The sequence below is a fragment of the Bacillus sp. FSL R5-0416 genome (assembly GCF_037975425.1).
In the GTDB taxonomy this organism is placed as follows: Bacteria; Bacillota; Bacilli; order Bacillales; family Bacillaceae; genus Bacillus; species Bacillus subtilis.
Genome location: NZ_CP150252.1, coordinates 2,088,771 through 2,105,873, shown reverse-complemented (window position 1 = coordinate 2,105,873; position 17,103 = coordinate 2,088,771). Strand labels below are relative to the sequence as shown.

15 protein-coding genes are annotated in these 17,103 nt (G+C 44.7%); 10 read left to right on the top strand and 5 right to left on the bottom strand.

Features of this window, described 5'->3' with window-relative positions; all coding sequences use genetic code 11:
• Positions 1-54: 54 nt before the first annotated feature.
• The 8 genes from NYE20_RS11155 to nrnB all read left to right on the top strand — a co-directional run bounded on the left by NYE20_RS11155 (position 55) and on the right by nrnB (position 9,100).
• Positions 55-1,197 (top strand): acyl-CoA dehydrogenase, encoded by a 1,143-nt coding sequence (locus tag NYE20_RS11155; protein WP_021479787.1) that lies wholly within the window; start codon positions 55-57, stop codon positions 1,195-1,197.
• A 43-nt stretch (positions 1,198-1,240) separates the two neighbouring features.
• Positions 1,241-2,890: an AMP-binding protein gene (locus NYE20_RS11150; protein WP_161621608.1), complete on the top strand. Its 1,650-nt coding sequence runs from the start codon at positions 1,241-1,243 to the stop codon at positions 2,888-2,890.
• 9 nt (positions 2,891-2,899) lie between these two features.
• Positions 2,900-4,234, top strand: a complete 1,335-nt coding sequence (locus NYE20_RS11145) for an acetyl-CoA carboxylase biotin carboxylase subunit (protein WP_041850777.1) — start codon at positions 2,900-2,902, stop codon at positions 4,232-4,234.
• Positions 4,235-4,248: 14 nt separating this feature from the next.
• Positions 4,249-4,470: an acetyl-CoA carboxylase biotin carboxyl carrier protein subunit gene (locus NYE20_RS11140; protein WP_021479784.1), complete on the top strand. Its 222-nt coding sequence runs from the start codon at positions 4,249-4,251 to the stop codon at positions 4,468-4,470.
• Positions 4,471-4,484: 14 nt separating this feature from the next.
• On the top strand, positions 4,485-5,384 hold the full coding sequence (gene ldeG / locus NYE20_RS11135; RefSeq protein WP_128747127.1) for a hydroxymethylglutaryl-CoA lyase: 900 nt from the start codon (positions 4,485-4,487) through the stop codon (positions 5,382-5,384).
• 20 nt (positions 5,385-5,404) lie between these two features.
• Positions 5,405-6,187, top strand: a complete 783-nt coding sequence (locus tag NYE20_RS11130) for an enoyl-CoA hydratase (RefSeq protein WP_070549077.1) — start codon at positions 5,405-5,407, stop codon at positions 6,185-6,187.
• 10 nt (positions 6,188-6,197) lie between these two features.
• Positions 6,198-7,733, top strand: coding sequence for an acyl-CoA carboxylase subunit beta (locus NYE20_RS11125; protein ID WP_072174027.1), 1,536 nt, complete (start codon positions 6,198-6,200; stop codon positions 7,731-7,733).
• A 167-nt stretch (positions 7,734-7,900) separates the two neighbouring features.
• Positions 7,901-9,100, top strand: coding sequence for an oligoribonuclease NrnB (nrnB, locus tag NYE20_RS11120; RefSeq protein ID WP_017696504.1), 1,200 nt, complete (start codon positions 7,901-7,903; stop codon positions 9,098-9,100).
• A 48-nt stretch (positions 9,101-9,148) separates the two neighbouring features.
• On the opposite strand, the gene NYE20_RS11115 is transcribed toward nrnB, so the two are convergent.
• From NYE20_RS11115 to NYE20_RS11105, 3 genes are all read right to left on the bottom strand, one after another.
• Positions 9,149-9,745: a DedA family protein gene (locus tag NYE20_RS11115; protein WP_003231529.1), complete on the bottom strand. Its 597-nt coding sequence runs from the start codon at positions 9,743-9,745 to the stop codon at positions 9,149-9,151.
• A 72-nt stretch (positions 9,746-9,817) separates the two neighbouring features.
• Entirely contained in the window at positions 9,818-10,711 is an 894-nt protein-coding gene (galU, locus tag NYE20_RS11110) for a UTP--glucose-1-phosphate uridylyltransferase GalU (RefSeq protein WP_003245127.1), read from the bottom strand.
• 6 nt (positions 10,712-10,717) lie between these two features.
• Positions 10,718-11,164, bottom strand: a complete 447-nt coding sequence (locus NYE20_RS11105) for a GtrA family protein (RefSeq protein ID WP_161621607.1) — start codon at positions 11,162-11,164, stop codon at positions 10,718-10,720.
• Positions 11,165-11,759: 595 nt separating this feature from the next.
• Here NYE20_RS11105 and xynD point away from each other — a divergent pair.
• A complete protein-coding gene (gene xynD, locus NYE20_RS11100; protein WP_161621606.1) occupies positions 11,760-13,307 on the top strand; it encodes an alpha-L-arabinofuranosidase in 1,548 nt (515 codons plus the stop codon).
• 130 nt (positions 13,308-13,437) lie between these two features.
• A complete protein-coding gene (gene xynC, locus NYE20_RS11095; protein WP_339185177.1) occupies positions 13,438-14,706 on the top strand; it encodes a glucuronoarabinoxylan endo-1,4-beta-xylanase XynC in 1,269 nt (422 codons plus the stop codon).
• Between the two features lie 267 nt (positions 14,707-14,973).
• Here the strand turns inward: xynC and NYE20_RS11090 are convergent, their stop codons facing one another.
• Positions 14,974-15,237 carry a YnfE family protein gene (locus NYE20_RS11090; protein ID WP_003231535.1) on the bottom strand — a complete coding sequence of 88 codons (264 nt, stop codon included), beginning with the start codon at positions 15,235-15,237 and terminating at the stop codon, positions 14,974-14,976.
• Between the two features lie 74 nt (positions 15,238-15,311).
• The gene (gene eglS / locus NYE20_RS11085) at positions 15,312-16,811 is read right to left on the bottom strand and encodes an endo-1,4-beta-glucanase EglS (protein ID WP_032725830.1); all 1,500 of its coding nucleotides are present in this window, start codon (positions 16,809-16,811) and stop codon (positions 15,312-15,314) included.
• Between the last annotated feature and the right edge of the window lie 292 nt (positions 16,812-17,103).

The window sequence follows — 17,103 nt, the reverse complement described above, 5'->3', positions numbered from 1 at the left end:
TGATTATAGAACTCGCCTAATAGGATGTTACAAAGATGTGAAGGAGGAAACGATGTGAATTTTGAGCTGACAAAAGAACAACAAATGGTGCGTGAAATGGTAAAAGATTTTGCGAAAAAAGAAATTGCTCCTCACGCTGAACATGTAGATCAAACAGGCGAGTTCCCGATGCAAACATTTAAAAAAATGGGTGAACTCGGTCTGATGGGTATTCCATTTCCAGAAGAATACGGCGGATCTGGCGGTGATACGATTTCATATGCCTTAGCGGTTGAAGAAGTCGGCAAAGCCTGCGGCAGTACTGGATTAAGCTATGCTGCAGCGGTCTCGCTAGGCGCAAGCCCTCTATACTACTTCGGAACAGAAGAGCAAAAACAGACGCATTTGACGCCGCTGGCTTCAGGCACAGCACTCGGATCATTCGGCCTGACGGAGCCAAATGCAGGCTCAGATGCAGGAGGCACTCAAACAAAAGCGATTTCAAATGGTGACGAGTATGTAATCAACGGCGAAAAGTGCTGGATCACTAATGCAAGCTACGCACGCACAGTTATTGTGACTGCAGTAACAGGCAAAAACAAAGATGGAAAAAACATCATCTCCGCATTAATCGTGCCAACTGACACACCAGGACTTACGATTACGAGCCCGTACGATAAAATGGGCGTCCGCGGTTCGAATACAGCGGAAATTTTGCTTGAGGATGTAAGAGTGCCTGCGGCCAACTTACTCGGCGATCCAACAAAAGGGTTTAAACAGTTTCTATATACGCTGGACGGTGGTCGAATCTCCATCGCTGCTCTTGCAGTCGGCATTGCTCAAGCGGCCCTTGACGCATCATTGGCATATGCGAAAGAACGAAAGCAGTTTGGACAGCCGATTTCTTCCTTTCAAGCGATTCAATTTAAGCTTGCTGACATGGCGATGGAAATTGATCTGGCACGGCAAATGGTGTTAAAAGCCGCCTGGCTGAAAGACCATAACCACCCGTTCACCAAAGAAGCGGCGTACGCCAAGCTATTCGCATCTGAAATGGCGACAAGAGCTTGCAATCAAGCCATTCAAATCCATGGAGGTTCAGGCTATATGAAAGAGTATGGGGTGGAACGGATGCTGCGGGACGCAAAATTAATGGAAATCGGTGAAGGCACATCTGAAATTCAGCGTCTCGTGATCGCCAGACAGCTTTTAAAATAAAAATGTAAACGCTTTCCTATCATTAAGAAAGGAGGAACAATGAATGGCTGAACTCATCCATTCCACAATCGGCAGGCTGCTGGAACAAACAGCTGATGCGTATCCCGATCGAGATGCTGTTGTGTATCCAGACCGAAATATCCGCTATACGTACGCTCAATTTGACAGTCTGTGCCGTCAAACCGCTAAAGGTCTCATGCGGATGGGGATTGGAAAAGGAGACCACGTCGCCATATGGGCTTCTAATATCCCTGAATGGCTTGCCGTCCAGTTCGCAACTGCGAAGATCGGAGCCGTGCTCGTAACCGTCAATACCAATTATCAAGCACACGAGCTTGATTACTTGTTAAAGCAATCGGATGCCGCCGCGCTTATTATCATGGATTCATACAGGGGCACTTCTTATCCAGACATCGTGAGCAGTTTAATTCCAGAACTGCAAGAAGCAAAGCCCGGCCAACTGAAATCTGAACGCTATCCCTTTTTAAAAACGCTGATCTATATTGGCAATAAACGGTTGCCTGGCATGTATCATTGGGACGATACAGAGATATTGGCGAAAACAGTGACAGATGCTGAGCTTGAAGAGAGAATGAACAGCCTGGATAAAGACAATGTGATTAATATGCAATACACATCAGGAACGACAGGGTTTCCAAAAGGCGTGATGCTAACCCATTTCAATGTCATCAATAACGCTGCTAATATCGCTGAATGTATGGCTTTAACCTCTCAAGACCGCATGTGCATCCCGGTTCCGTTTTTTCACTGCTTTGGATGCGTCCTTGGGGTTTTGGCATGTGTATCCGTCGGGGCAGCCATGATACCCGTGCAAGAATTTGATCCCGTTACCGTCCTTAAAACGGTAGAAAAAGAGAGATGCACAGCGCTCCATGGTGTGCCTACCATGTTTATCGCCGAGCTGCATCATCCGGATTTTGATGCATATGATCTATCGACGCTCCGAACAGGAATCATGGCCGGCTCTCCCTGCCCAAGTGAAGTGATGAAAGCTGTGATTGAAAGGATGGGCATGAAAGACATTACGATCGCCTATGGACAAACCGAAGCCTCGCCAGTCATTACGCAAACGAGAGCAAATGATTCCTTCATAAGAAGAGTCGAAACAACCGGCCGCGCCCTGCCACATACTGAGGTGAAAATTGTAGAACCTGGGACATGTCAAGAAGTTCAAAGAGGCATGCAGGGAGAACTGTGCACCCGTGGCTATCACGTCATGAAAGGCTATTATAAAGACAAAGATGCGACCAGAAAAGCAATCAATCATGACGGATGGCTGTTTACCGGAGATCTTGCTGTCATGGATGAAGACGGATACTGCCGCATCACCGGAAGATTAAAAGATATGCTCATCAGAGGCGGCGAGAACATTTATCCGCGGGAAATTGAAGAATTTTTATACCGGCATCCCGCTGTTTTAGATGTACAGGTCGTTGGTGTACCTGACGCCAAATTCGGGGAGGAAGCTGCAGCCTGGATTAAACTGAAAGACGGTAAAAGCGTTTCACCTGATGAGCTTAAAGCCTATTGCAAAGGGAAAATCGCCCGCCACAAAATTCCGCGTTATGTTATTTTTACGGATGACTATCCGATGACGGCCTCAGGCAAAATTCAAAAATATAAACTGCGAGATAAAACGATTGAAATGTTCAACCTATCATCAAGTCAATGAGGTGAAATCATGTTTACAAAAGTACTGATCGCCAACCGCGGAGAAATTGCAATGAGAATTATCCGAACATGCAGCCGTCTCGGCATTAAAACGGTTGCGGTTTATTCAGAAGCAGACAAGGACGCGCTCCATACAAAAGCCGCTACAGAGGCTTATTTGATCGGAGAATCGAGAGTCAGTGAAAGTTATTTAAATATAGAGAGAATCATAAAGACGGCGAAAAAAGCAAATGCCGACGCGATCCACCCGGGATATGGATTGTTATCAGAAAACAGCCGGTTCGCTGAACGCTGCAAGCAAGAAAACATCGTGTTTATCGGACCTTCCCCTGATATCATCGCAAAGATGGGCAGCAAAATTGAAGCGCGAAAAGCAATGGAGGCTGCAGGTGTCCCTGTGGTGCCGGGCGTTTCTGAATCCCTCGGAGATATAGAGGCAGCCTGCCGCACCGCATGTCAAATCGGCTATCCTGTCATGCTGAAAGCTTCAGCGGGCGGAGGGGGCATCGGAATGCAGCGTGTTGAAAATGAAGAAGCATTAAAAAAAGCGTACGAGGGAAACAAAAAGCGCGCAGCAGATTTTTTCGGTGACGGGTCGATGTATATAGAAAAAGTTATTGAACATGCGCGCCACATCGAGGTTCAGCTTTTGGCCGATCAACACGGCCATACAGTACATCTGTTTGAACGTGATTGCTCTGTTCAGAGGCGCCACCAAAAAGTCATTGAAGAAGCACCGTCTCCATTTGTAGACGATGAACTAAGAATGAAGATCGGGCAAACAGCGGTAAAAGCAGCGAAGGCAATCGGCTATACGAACGCAGGCACCATCGAATTTATAGTTGACCAGAAGCAAAATTTTTATTTCCTCGAAATGAATACGAGACTGCAAGTTGAACACCCCGTGACTGAAGAAATAACAGGCCTGGACTTAGTTGAGCAGCAGCTGCGGATTGCTGCGGGCCATACACTCACATTCTCCCAAAAAGACATCCAACGGAACGGGCATGCGATAGAGGTTCGAATATACGCGGAAGATCCCAAGACCTTCTTCCCGTCACCAGGTACGATCACTGCGTTTTCACTTCCTGACCAAAAAGGAGTCAGACACGAATGTGCGGTAGCAAAAGACAGCACCGTTACCCCTTTTTATGACCCGATGATCGCTAAGATGATTGTCAAAGGCCAAACCAGAACAGAAGCAATTGAAAAACTAGAGACAGCGCTTCGCGACTATCGTGTAGAGGGAATCAAAACAAATCTTCCGCTTCTCATACAGGCTGCGGCAACAAAGGCATTTAAAGAAGGGGATGTCACGACTGACTTTTTGAAACAACACCTATAAAGGAGGCAGTTGTCATGACGGTTAACATACAAATGGCAGGAAACCTGTGGAAAGTCCACGTCAAAGCCGGCGACCAAATCGAAAAGGGCCAGGAGGTAGCCATTTTGGAATCGATGAAAATGGAAATCCCGATCGTTGCAGATAGAAGCGGAATCGTAAAAGAAGTCAAAAAAAATGAAGGCGACTTTGTAAATGAAGGAGACGTACTGCTCGAACTGAGCGATTCCACTCAATAATTTGGAGGAAGACCATGACATATCCTAAAAAAGTGACAATCAAAGAAGTCGGCCCGCGTGACGGCTTACAAAACGAGCCCGTATGGATCTCAACAGAGGATAAAATAACCTGGATCAACCAGCTTTCCAGGACAGGGCTTTCGTATATTGAAATCACATCCTTCGTTCACCCGAAATGGATTCCCGCGCTTCGAGATGCTATCGATGTAGCAAAAGGCATCGACCGAGAAAAAGGGGTAACGTACGCGGCACTTGTCCCGAATCAAAGAGGACTGGAGAATGCACTTGAAGGAGGCATTAACGAGGCTTGCGTTTTTATGTCCGCCAGCGAGACGCACAACAGAAAAAACATCAATAAATCCACTTCTGAATCCCTTCATATACTCAAACAAGTAAACAACGACGCACAAAAAGCAAACCTCACAACAAGAGCCTACCTCTCGACTGTTTTCGGCTGTCCGTACGAAAAAGATGTCCCCATTGAACAAGTCATTCGCCTTTCAGAAGCTCTATTTGAATTTGGGATTTCTGAACTTTCGCTTGGAGATACGATTGGAGCGGCTAATCCCGCCCAAGTGGAAACTGTACTTGAAGCTCTTTTGGCACGATTCCCGGCTAATCAAATTGCCTTGCATTTTCATGATACGAGAGGAACCGCTCTGGCCAACATGGTCACAGCACTCCAAATGGGCATCACGGTGTTCGACGGCTCGGCAGGCGGGCTTGGGGGATGCCCATATGCGCCAGGTTCATCAGGAAACGCCGCAACTGAGGATATCGTGTACATGTTTGAACAGATGGATATCAAAACAAATGTAAAGCTAGAAAAACTGCTATCTGCGGCCAAATGGATTGAAGAAAAAATGGGCAAACCGCTGCCGAGCAGAAATTTACAGGTGTTTAAATCATCTTGATAAAAGGGAGGACGCATACAATGGGAGATTCTATTCTTTTTACTGTTAAAAATGAACATATTGCGTTGATCACCTTAAACAGGCCTCAGGCAGCAAATGCTCTTTCAGCGGAAATGCTTAGAAACCTGCAAATGATTATCCAGGAAATTGAATTCAACTCAAACATCCGTTGCGTCATCCTCACAGGCACCGGTGAAAAAGCGTTTTGTGCAGGGGCAGACCTGAAGGAACGGATAAAACTGAAAGAAGATCAGGTTCTGGAAAGTGTATCTCTCATTCAAAGAACGGCGGCTTTACTTGATGCCTTGCCTCAGCCGGTCATAGCTGCGATAAATGGAAGCGCATTAGGCGGCGGACTAGAATTGGCATTGGCATGCGACCTTCGAATCGCAACTGAATCAGCTGTGCTGGGACTTCCGGAAACAGGGTTAGCTATTATCCCGGGCGCTGGAGGGACCCAAAGGCTGCCCCGGCTGATTGGCAGAGGAAAAGCAAAAGAATTCATTTATACAGGCAGACGCGTGACCGCACACGAAGCAAAAGAAATCGGCCTTGTAGAGCATGTCACCGCTCCTTGTGACCTTATGCCAAAAGCAGAGGAACTGGCCGCAGCCATTTCTGCCAACGGGCCGATCGCTGTCCGTCAGGCTAAATTTGCAATCAATAAAGGATTGGAGACAGATCTCGCTACAGGCCTTGCGATTGAACAAAAAGCGTATGAACAAACCATCCCGACAAAAGACAGGAGAGAAGGGCTTCAGGCCTTTCAAGAAAAAAGACGGGCCGTATACAAGGGAATATAAAAGGGAGGCAATGCTGATGGATTATGAAAAGGAACGAACAGAACGGGCTGAACGGATTCGAAAAGGCGGAGCGGAAAAGTATCATCAAAGCAATCGGGAAAAAGGCAAGCTCTTTGTCAGAGAGCGGCTTTCCCTTCTCTTTGACGATGACATTGAGCTAGAAGACGCTTTTTTTGCGGAATGTATGTCAGACGGGCTTCCCGCTGATGGAGTTGTAACCGCTATCGGCAAAATCGGCGGCCAAACTGTTTGCGTCATGGCGAATGATTCAACAGTGAAAGCGGGGTCATGGGGAGCAAAAACAGTTGAAAAAATCATCAGAATTCAAGAAACCGCCGAAAAATTAAACTGTCCGCTCATTTATTTAGTCGATTCAGCAGGCGCCCGAATTACCGACCAAATCAATGTCTTTCCAGGGAGACGCGGTGCAGGAAGAATTTTTTACAATCAAGTCAAATTATCGGGACGCATTCCGCAAATCTGTCTGCTTTTCGGACCATCTGCGGCAGGTGGCGCTTATATTCCGGCCTTCTGTGATATCGTCGTTATGGTAGACGGTAACGCCTCCATGTATTTAGGCTCGCCAAGGATGGCGGAAATGGTTATTGGCGAAAAAGTGTCTCTTGAAGAAATGGGTGGCGCCCGTATGCATTGCTCAATCTCCGGCTGCGGAGATATTCTTGCAGAAACTGAAGAAGAAGCCATACAGCTGGCGCGGGCTTATTTGTCTTACTTTCCGGCAAATTTTCAAGAAAAAGCGCCCATTCATAAGAAACGCCCGCCAAAACACTTCGACACTCCGCTTGCCGACGTCATTCCGCAAAATCAAAACGCACCTTTTGATATGCATGAGCTGATTGAGCGGGTCATAGATGAAGACTCATTTTTTGAGATCAAAGCCTTATTTGCACCGGAATTATTGACGGGCCTCGCACGAATCCACGGACAGCCTGTCGGCATTGTTGCAAACCAGCCGAAGGTAAAAGGAGGTGTCTTATTCCACGATTCAGCAGACAAAGCGGCTAAGTTTATTACCTTATGTGACGCTTTTCATATCCCATTGCTGTTCTTAGCCGATATCCCCGGTTTTATGATTGGCACAAAAGTAGAACAGGCTGGGATTATCAGACACGGAGCGAAAATGATTTCTGCGATGTCGGAGGCAACTGTTCCAAAACTCTCTGTCATTGTCCGAAAAGCTTACGGGGCTGGGTTGTATGCAATGGCAGGGCCGGCATTTGAACCGGATTGCTGTCTAGCGCTCCCAACCGCCCAAATCGCCGTCATGGGCCCTGAGGCAGCTGTAAACGCTGTCTACGCTAAAAAAATCGCCGAGCTGCCAGAAGAAGAGAGAGCCGCATTTATCAGCAGCAAACGGGAGGAATACAAAGAGGACATCAATATCTACCGTCTGGCTTCAGAAATGATCATTGATGCTGTTATCCCAGCCAATTCGCTGCGTGATGAGCTGGCCAAACGGCTCAAGGCATACATGACAAAGGAAATGACATTTACCAATCGAAAGCATCCGGTTTATCCAGTATAAAAGCAAGAACTTAGGAGCGTAAAAAGCGCTCCTTTATATATTTACAATAACAACATTATGTCAACTAATTACATTTGCATAAAACACTTTGTTTTTTAGAATAGTAAATAAAGGCTGCCGCACCTCTAGCGGCAATTGTCAGTTTATCATAAAAAGGGGCCCACATTATGTATCATTTATATTCACATAACGACTTGGACGGAGTAGGGTGCGGAATCGTAGCAAAATTAGCATTCGGAAAAGACGTAGAGGTCCGGTATAACTCTGTCAACGGCTTAAACGCACAGGTGCAGTACTTTTTAGAAAAAGCGAAGGAGAGCAACAGACAGGACGCGTTATTCATCACCGATCTCGCCGTCAATGAAGAAAACGAAGAGAGATTGAATGAGTATGTTCATGCAGGGGGCAAAGTGAAGCTCATTGACCATCATAAAACAGCCCTTCATTTGAATGAGCATGAATGGGGATTTGTCCAGGTGGAATACGATGATGGAAGGCTCACATCCGCGACATCGCTTTTATATGGCTATCTCGTTGAAAATGGCTTCATGAAACCGACAAACGCCTTAGATCAATTCACAGAGCTCGTCCGCCAATACGATACATGGGAGTGGGAGCGGTACGATCAAAAACAGGCGAAGCGGCTTAATGATCTTTTCTTTTTGCTGTCAATCGATGAATTTGAAGCAAAAATGATCCAGCGCCTTTCCGCGCATGACGAATTTTTCTTCGATGATTTTGAAGAAAAACTGCTTGATTTAGAAGACGAAAAAATCGAGCGCTACCTCCGCAGAAAGAAAAGGGAAATGGTACAAACCTTTGTTCACGAACACTGTGTAGGCATCGTTCACGCTGAATCGTACCATTCAGAGCTGGGGAACAGGCTAGGGAAAGATAATCCGCACCTCGATTACATTGCGATTTTGAGCATGGGGTCAAAACGAGTCAGTCTCCGCACCATTCATGATTACATCGATGTGTCAGAAATCGCCGGCCGATATGGCGGCGGAGGGCATGCAAAAGCGTCCGGCTGTTCAATAACCGATGAAGTATACGAGTTGTTTGTAGCTGAAGCTTTCCGTATTGATCCTGTACGGCCGGATGCCTTCCGTAACATCTATAATCTAAAGGGATCTGCGAATGGATCATTATATGAAAATCGCGCACAAATGAGATTTTTTCTTTTCCCTTTAGACAACGAATGGAATATTCAAATTAACGGAGAAACCCAAGACGAAACATTCGCAGCGTTTGAAGAGGCAGAATGGTTTATTAAGAGAAATTATGCCGCATCGCTCGTGCGGGATGAAGTGTTTGTCGCATTTTTAGCGGAGAATCTGAAGCTGGCAAATCAACATCGGAAGTAAAAAAATATGCATAGGGGAGCGTCAGTCACCCCTATGCATATCTGCTAGCTATCGTTTAAATATGGCTGTACGTTTCTTAATCACAAAATAAAGGGCTATCACGACAACAGCCAATATCATAATCGGTGTTGTATAAGTGCCTGCTATATTCTCAACATCATCCCACTGGCTTCCTAGCTGTATGCCTAAATAAACAAACAGAATAGACCATGGAATGATAGCAAGCACAGTCAGTACCACAAATTTGAGAAAAGGCATTCTGGCAATACCTGCCGGAATGGATATGGCATGTCTGACAACCGGTATAAAACGAGCCGAGAAGACAACTCCGGCGCCGTATTTCTGAAACCAGTTTTCCGACATGTCGATATGATGCTTTTTAATCAATAAATACTTCCCGTATTTGTCCAGAAATGGCCTGCCGCCATAGCGGCCGATCCAGTAAATAAAGATCTGGGCAATGGTGCCCCCGATAACACCCGCAATAATTGCGCCAATAAATCCAATCGTGCCCTCCGATACCATATAGCCGCCATAAGCTAATACAATCTCACTCGGAATGATTTCAATCATTAACCCAATCGCAATACCCGCATATCCCATGTTCGTCAGCCATGTTAAAATTTCGCTTATCAAACTGCCCACATTCTTCACAACCTGTCCTAATCTTTTTCACTATTATATGACTGATTGACGAGCAAGATGGTTACAATTTTTTTACCGCAGCATTTCTTTCGTTTCCCGTTTGATCACATCTTCTAAATAGGCCAAAAGCTGAGATCTCATTTCGGGACGCATTAAGCCGATTTCGGTGCTCGCTTTAAAACAGCCCAGCTTATCGCCAATGTCATATCGATTTCCTTCCAGCAGCCGGGCATGGATCGGCTCCTTACGGCAAACCTCACGAAGCGCATCTGTCAGCTGAATTTCGTTGCCCGCGCCTCTGCCAATTGTCTTCAAAACGGAGAAGATCGAAGAATTCAGCACATAACGTCCCATTACTGCGATTTCCGAAGGTGCTTCTTCAGGAGAAGGCTTTTCCACTAAATCGTTCACTTCATATACATGCCCTTGAGACCCTGATGTATTTATAATACCATATTTGCTGACATCCTCAGGGAGAACTGACTGTACACCGACAACCTCTGTGCCATAAACGTCATATACATCCATTAATTGCCGAAGAGCCGGTGTTTCAGACACCATAATATCATCACCTAAGAGAACAGCAAAAGGCTCATCTCCGATAAAATGCTCCGCACACAGCACCGCATGGCCTAATCCGAGCGGTTCTTTCTGGCGGATGTAATGAATGTTGGCCAAATCGGCAATCTGCTGCATTTCCTTAAGTGTCTCCGTCTTGCCTTTTTCCCGGAGATTGAATTCCAATTCCGCCGACCGATCAAAATGATCTTCAATCGAGCGTTTGTTTCTCCCTGTAATAATCAGTATATCTTCAATTCCTGACTCTGCGGCCTCTTCTACAATATATTGGATTGCTGGTTTGTCGACGATTGGGAGCATTTCTTTAGGCTGCGCCTTTGTCGCCGGCAGAAATCTCGTTCCTAAACCCGCTGCGGGAATAACTGCTTTTCTCACTTTTTTTCTCATTCATCCTCACTCCTGATCCTGTATGTTTTTCAGTGAATCTCCAAATACCCAGATTCGGTTTCCGATAAAATTCATCATCATTCCGCCGATAGTGGCGGCGAGCTTACTCACCAAAAGCGAGCAGCCGCAATTTTGAAACAAATAAAGCAGCAAAAAGGTGATCCCCGACGCGGCAATATTAATCATGAGAAAACGCACGATCTCTTTCCCGTCAGCCTTACGTTTCACACAAAACGTCCAATTCCGGTTCCACACATAGCTGTTGACGATACCTGCAGTATAGGAGCAGATCTGCGCCGGCAGATAAGAGACATGACAATTGGTAAGAAGAAAGAAGACACCAAAATCTATCAGCGTATTGCCGACGCCTACGGTGCAAAAACGGCCTAATGTCTTTATTTTTTCTTTCAGCGTAACGAACCTCCCTTCATAAAAGATGCGAGTGGCAGTCATATTTGTTGATATGGATTACTATAGCGGACAGTGTTGAATAAACAATTAATAAAATATGAACAAAACATGAAAAAGCGGGTATACCGCTCAATAATTCTTATACACTTGAAAAAAACAGCCGCATTGAACGGCTGTTTTTTGTGTCTGAAAACATACAAATATAAACGGAGTGTTAGCCCCATCTTATCAATGAATAAATGTATCCAGTTCCTTTGTAGAATCGAACACTAACTCCTCCAAAAGTTTCTATACACAATTTTTTTAATGATGTAGGATGTTAGATAAAGGGATATCTTGGATAATGATGTAATCTCCGTTCAATGTGATTAGTGGGAGGCAATGAACAATCCTGTCTTTTTATTTTCTGGACAATGGTCGCTAGGAATGGGGAAGTTTTTTTGAACAATTTTGAAGGAGTGGTGCGATCTCCTCGAAGAAAGGAGAGAATGGAGACACATGAAGATGAGCTTTCAGAACAACTGGGAACATTGCTAAACAGCTTCCGGCTACTTTATGCGTGCAATCTTCGTGACCTGTTGTTATCAAATCCCAAAAGAAAATCCCCCATTTTAAGGAAAAAGGAGGATGTGAAGTGATGAGGAAAAAGTGTAGCGTATGTTTATGGATTCTAGTTTTATTATTGAGCTGCTTATCTGGGAAGTCTGCGTATGCTGCCACCAGTAGTACAATTGCAAAACATGTAGGGAATTCAAACCCGCTTATCGACCATCATTTGGGCGCAGATCCGATTGCGCTGACCTATAACGGGAGAGTCTATATTTATATGTCAAGTGATGACTATGAATATAATAGCAACGGAACGATTAAAGATAATTCATTTGCCAATTTGAATAAAGTATTCGTCATTTCTTCAGCGGATATGGTGAACTGGACAGACCACGGAGCCATTCCAGTAGCAGGTGCCAATGGAACTAATGGTGGCCGTGGGATAGCAAAATGGGCAGGGGCGTCATGGGCACCGTCAATCGCAGTAAAAAAAATCAATGGCAAGGATAAATTCTTCCTTTATTTCGCAAACAGCGGCGGAGGTATCGGGGTTCTCACCGCAGACAGCCCGATTGGTCCATGGACCGATCCAATCGGAAAACCGCTCGTAACGCCAAGTACGCCAGGAATGTCTGGTGTTGTATGGCTTTTTGATCCGGCAGTATTTGTAGATGATGCCGGCACCGGTTACCTGTATGCCGGGGGAGGCGTTCCTGGCGGTTCAAATCCAACGCAGGGACAATGGGCCAATCCTAAAACGGCTAGAGTCATAAAATTGGGGCCTGATATGACGAGTGTTGTTGGAAGTGCATCTACAATTGATGCGCCTTTCATGTTTGAAGATTCGGGATTGCACAAGTATAACGGAACATATTATTACTCCTATTGCATTAATTTCGGCGGCACGCACCCGGCCGATAAACCCCCGGGTGAGATCGGGTACATGACCAGTTCAAATCCCATGGGTCCCTTTACATATAGAGGGCATTTCCTGAAAAATCCGGGTGCATTTTTCGGAGGTGGCGGAAACAACCATCATGCTGTTTTCAATTTTAAAAACGAGTGGTATGTGGTGTACCACGCGCAAACTGTCAGTTCCGCTCTGTTCGGGGCCGGCAAAGGATACCGTTCTCCCCATATTAATAAGCTGGTGCATAACCCAGATGGATCCATCCAAGAGGTAGCAGCAAATTATGCAGGTGTAACACAGCTTTCCAATTTGAATCCTTATAACCGGGTAGAAGCTGAAACGTTTGCTTGGAATGGACGCATTTTGACAGAGAAGTCCACAGCACCCGGCGGGCCAGTAAATAATCAGCATGTAACAAGCATTCAAAATGGAGACTGGATTGCTGTAGGAAATGCAGACTTCGGAGCGGGCGGTGCCAGGTCATTTAAAGCAAATGTAGCATCCACTTCAGGTTCAGGCGGGAAAATAGAAGTGCGCCTCGACAATGCTGATGGTAAGCTTGTTGGAACTCTGAATGTGCCTTCAACAGGCGGAGCGCAAACCTGGAGAGAAATAGAAACTGCAGTAAGCGGGGCAACCGGTGTGCACAAAGTATTCTTTGTATTTACCGGAACAGGTACAGGAAACTTGTTTCATTTTGATTACTGGCAGTTTACGCAAAGATAGGACTCGTAATGGGACCGCTTAAAAACGAGGCGGGTGAAGTACGAGCCATCACCGGAACAGCCCGCCATTATGGATATGCCATACAGATTTTTTAATACCGTAAAAGACACATGACGAAGGAGAGGAATAAATGATTCCACGCATAAAAAAAACAATTTGTGTACTATTAGTATGTTTCACTATGCTGTCAGTCATGTTAGGGCCAGGCGCTACTGAAGTTTTGGCAGCCAGTGATGTAACAGTTAATGTATCTGCAGAGAAACAAGTGATTCGCGGTTTTGGAGGGATGAACCATCCGGCTTGGGCTGGGGATCTTACAGCAGCTCAAAGAGAAACTGCTTTTGGCAATGGACAGAACCAGTTAGGATTTTCAATCTTAAGAATTCATGTAGATGAAAATCGAAATAATTGGTATAAAGAGGTGGAGACTGCCAAGAGTGCGGTCAAACATGGGGCAATCGTTTTTGCATCTCCCTGGAATCCTCCAAGTGATATGGTTGAGACCTTCAATCGGAATGGTGACACATCAGCTAAGCGGCTGAAATACGATAAGTACGCCGCATACGCGCAGCATCTTAACGATTTTGTTACCTTCATGAAAAATAATGGTGTGAATCTTTATGCGATTTCGGTCCAAAACGAGCCTGATTACGCTCATGAGTGGACGTGGTGGACGCCGCAAGAAATACTTCGCTTTATGAGAGAAAACGCCGGCTCGATCAATGCCCGCGTCATTGCACCTGAGTCTTTTCAATACTTAAAGAATTTGTCGGACCCGATCTTGAACGATCCGCAGGCTCTTGCCAATATGGATATTCTCGGAACTCACCTGTACGGCACCCAGGTCAGCCAATTCCCTTATCCTCTTTTCAAACAAAAAGGAGCGGGGAAGGACCTTTGGATGACGGAAGTATACTATCCAAACAGTGATAACAACTCGGCGGATCGATGGCCTGAGGCATTGGATGTTTCACAGCATATTCACAATGCGATGGTAGAGGGGGACTTTCAAGCTTATGTATGGTGGTACATCCGAAGATCATATGGACCTATGAAAGAAGATGGTACGATCAGCAAACGCGGCTACAATATGGCTCATTTCTCAAAGTTTGTGCGTCCCGGCTATGTAAGGATTGATGCAACGAAAAACCCTAATGCGAACGTTTACGTGTCAGCCTATAAAGGTGACAACAAGGTCGTTATTGTTGCCATCAATAAAAGCAACACAGGAGTCAACCAAAACTTTGTTTTGCAGAATGGATCTGCTTCAAACGTATCTAGATGGATCACGAGCAGCAGCAACAATCTACAACCTGGAACGAATCTCACTGTATCAGGCAATCATTTTTGGGCCCATCTTCCAGCTCAAAGCGTAACAACATTTGTTGTAAATCGTTAAGAGCACAAAGACACACAAAAATAATAGAGTGTCTGAATTGGCGATTTTTCCGATTGGGAAATCGCTTTTTTATTTTGTTGCTGAATTACAGGAAGAAGAAAGGATGTACATAAAAACAGCAAAGCTTTAATCTTCATCTTTTCTAGTTTACATAATATATATTCTAGGAAGTAAAGAAAATAAATAAATTTCTGTCTCAATATCAAAGTATACTTAAGTTAGTGAGACAGAAATTGAAATTTTGAAATTTTACTGCTGACTGACAAATCAAAAAAATGGTGTTGTCAATCCATAATAAACGGCTTCTAAATCCTCCAGCGTCATATCGCCATATGCGCATTTGATAACAGAATCAGCAAACACATCATAGTCATAATCTGTAGAAAATCCTTGCTGCAGCTGTTTTTCGTAAACTTCGATCTGATCTTTTTGATGCTGGATGTCTTTTTCCTTACCTGGATAGTCCGGACCATTTATCATATTACTCATTTTTTTGTACAGCACCATATACTGTTTCAGTATTTCATCCACAACGCAAACCTCCTTGTTTTACTGGATAAGATAATGAAAACGGACATCATTGCTGATGCCCGCCAAAAGTTAAACTATTTGGGTTCTGTTCCCCAAATCAGTTTTCCATGATTATATAATGTGATTTTTTTCGTTGTTTTAAACGTATTTGATTTGAAAAAGGAATAATCGCCGCTTTGTGCATAATTGCTCCAGTCATCATTGTGAAGACGGAGCTGAATATTCCCTGTGCTTGCTCCCGGTGCCAGCGTTCCGTTTTTAAACCCAAGTTCCAGATAGGTATCTGCACCTTGCTTTGGTTTATGCAACGTCACAAACTTGTGTGTCACATTGCCGCATCCAATCTGCGCGTAGTCACAGTCAAAGTTTTGGCCTTTGTTTTTCGCTTTATACCAGTAACGGGCAGTGACATCTTTTAAATCAACCGTGGTATTGCCGTTATTTTTTATTTGAAGCTGCGGACGGATTTGGTTGCTGTTCATACTCCCATCCCCTGCTCTGTATTGTACAGAAATACCGTTTTCCTGTGTGGGTTTATCTTTTGCTGGCGTTTCAGGAATGTCCTTCGTCGAATCTTTGGTGCCGAGAATGTTTTCTCTAACGAATGTTCCTGAAGCAGATAAATCTGACAACTGCCAGCCGCCTGTTTTAGATGCCCCCGGCTTTAAAGCTGAGGATGATTCCTGCTTATCAGAAAGATTCCAGTTCACCCAGCTAATGGTCTTGCTATCGAGATATTTCAGCCATTCCCGCGATTGATCAAGGAATACACCGCCATTTCCGGAAGCATCACTTGTCCCCCATTCTGTCACAAAAATAGGCGCTCCTTTGCTGAGTGCATAGTTTGCTTTATCCCGTAAAAACTGGCCGTGTGTGCCAGCATAAAAATGAAGTGCGTACATAACGTTTGCATCTTTTAGCTGGTCATCGGCAGCATCATTTACATCCTGGCTCCATGTACCGGTTCCGACAATGATGATGTTGTCTGGATCATTTTTGCGGATAACGGAAATCACTTCTTCCGCATAGGGTTTAATATCACGCTTCCAGTTCACATCACCGTTTGGTTCGTTTGCAATTTCATAAATGACGTTTGGCGTGTTTCCGTAAAGACTTGACATTTCCTTGAAGAATTCTTTTGCCTTCTCTTTATTTTGGTTTGGATTACCGTCATTTAAGATATGCCAGTCAATGATGACATATATCCCAAGCTCTTTTGCCGCTTCAACCGCTTCTTTTACTTTATTTTTCACGGACGGGTTGTCAATATAACCGCCATCTGCCGTATACATCGCTGCACGGAAAACGGTGATACCCCAATCGTCCCTCAGCCATTTTAAGCTGTCTTTATTGACATATTCTCCATACCATTGCAATCCGTGTGAACTGATCCCCTTCAGCTGTACCGCTTTACCGTCTCGGTTAACGAGCTGTGTACCTTTTATGCTAAGCTGGCCATTCTTGGCTACTGGCGTTTTTGTCCCTGCTGCTGATGCCGGCGAAGCCAGCATGCCGCCCATTGTCAATAACGTAATCAATAAACACGTAATAAAAATCGAGATTGACCGTTTCATATCTGATCTTTTCCTCCTTCGCATCATTTTGGCTCTCAACTTCTTATGAGCACGAACTCATTGTAAAAATCTTTCTCATGATTGTCTATCAACCTAATTTCTTGTTTTTGTGAGGTTTAAAAGCCTGTCAATTTACTCTATCTCCATTGAATAAGACACACATGACACATATAGAACAAAGAAAACTGGACTGAATTGGGACTTTACACGTCATTTTTCATTCGAGTCGAAAAATTAAATTTATTTCCAATAATGAAAAAGCTGCATTCAACTATTGAATGCAGCTTTGTTT

Coding starts and splice junctions, on each gene's coding strand:
- NYE20_RS11150 (WP_161621608.1), top strand. CDS start 1,241: ATGGCTGAACTCATCCATTCCACAATCGGCAGGCTGCTGGAACAAACA.
- NYE20_RS11145 (WP_041850777.1), top strand. CDS start 2,900: ATGTTTACAAAAGTACTGATCGCCAACCGCGGAGAAATTGCAATGAGA.
- NYE20_RS11140 (WP_021479784.1), top strand. CDS start 4,249: ATGACGGTTAACATACAAATGGCAGGAAACCTGTGGAAAGTCCACGTC.
- ldeG (WP_128747127.1), top strand. CDS start 4,485: ATGACATATCCTAAAAAAGTGACAATCAAAGAAGTCGGCCCGCGTGAC.
- NYE20_RS11130 (WP_070549077.1), top strand. CDS start 5,405: ATGGGAGATTCTATTCTTTTTACTGTTAAAAATGAACATATTGCGTTG.
- NYE20_RS11125 (WP_072174027.1), top strand. CDS start 6,198: ATGCTGATGGATTATGAAAAGGAACGAACAGAACGGGCTGAACGGATT.
- nrnB (WP_017696504.1), top strand. CDS start 7,901: ATGTATCATTTATATTCACATAACGACTTGGACGGAGTAGGGTGCGGA.
- galU (WP_003245127.1), bottom strand. CDS start 10,711: ATGAGAAAAAAAGTGAGAAAAGCAGTTATTCCCGCAGCGGGTTTAGGA.
- NYE20_RS11105 (WP_161621607.1), bottom strand. CDS start 11,164: ATGACTGCCACTCGCATCTTTTATGAAGGGAGGTTCGTTACGCTGAAA.
- xynD (WP_161621606.1), top strand. CDS start 11,760: ATGAGGAAAAAGTGTAGCGTATGTTTATGGATTCTAGTTTTATTATTG.
- xynC (WP_339185177.1), top strand. CDS start 13,438: ATGATTCCACGCATAAAAAAAACAATTTGTGTACTATTAGTATGTTTC.
- eglS (WP_032725830.1), bottom strand. CDS start 16,811: ATGAAACGGTCAATCTCGATTTTTATTACGTGTTTATTGATTACGTTA.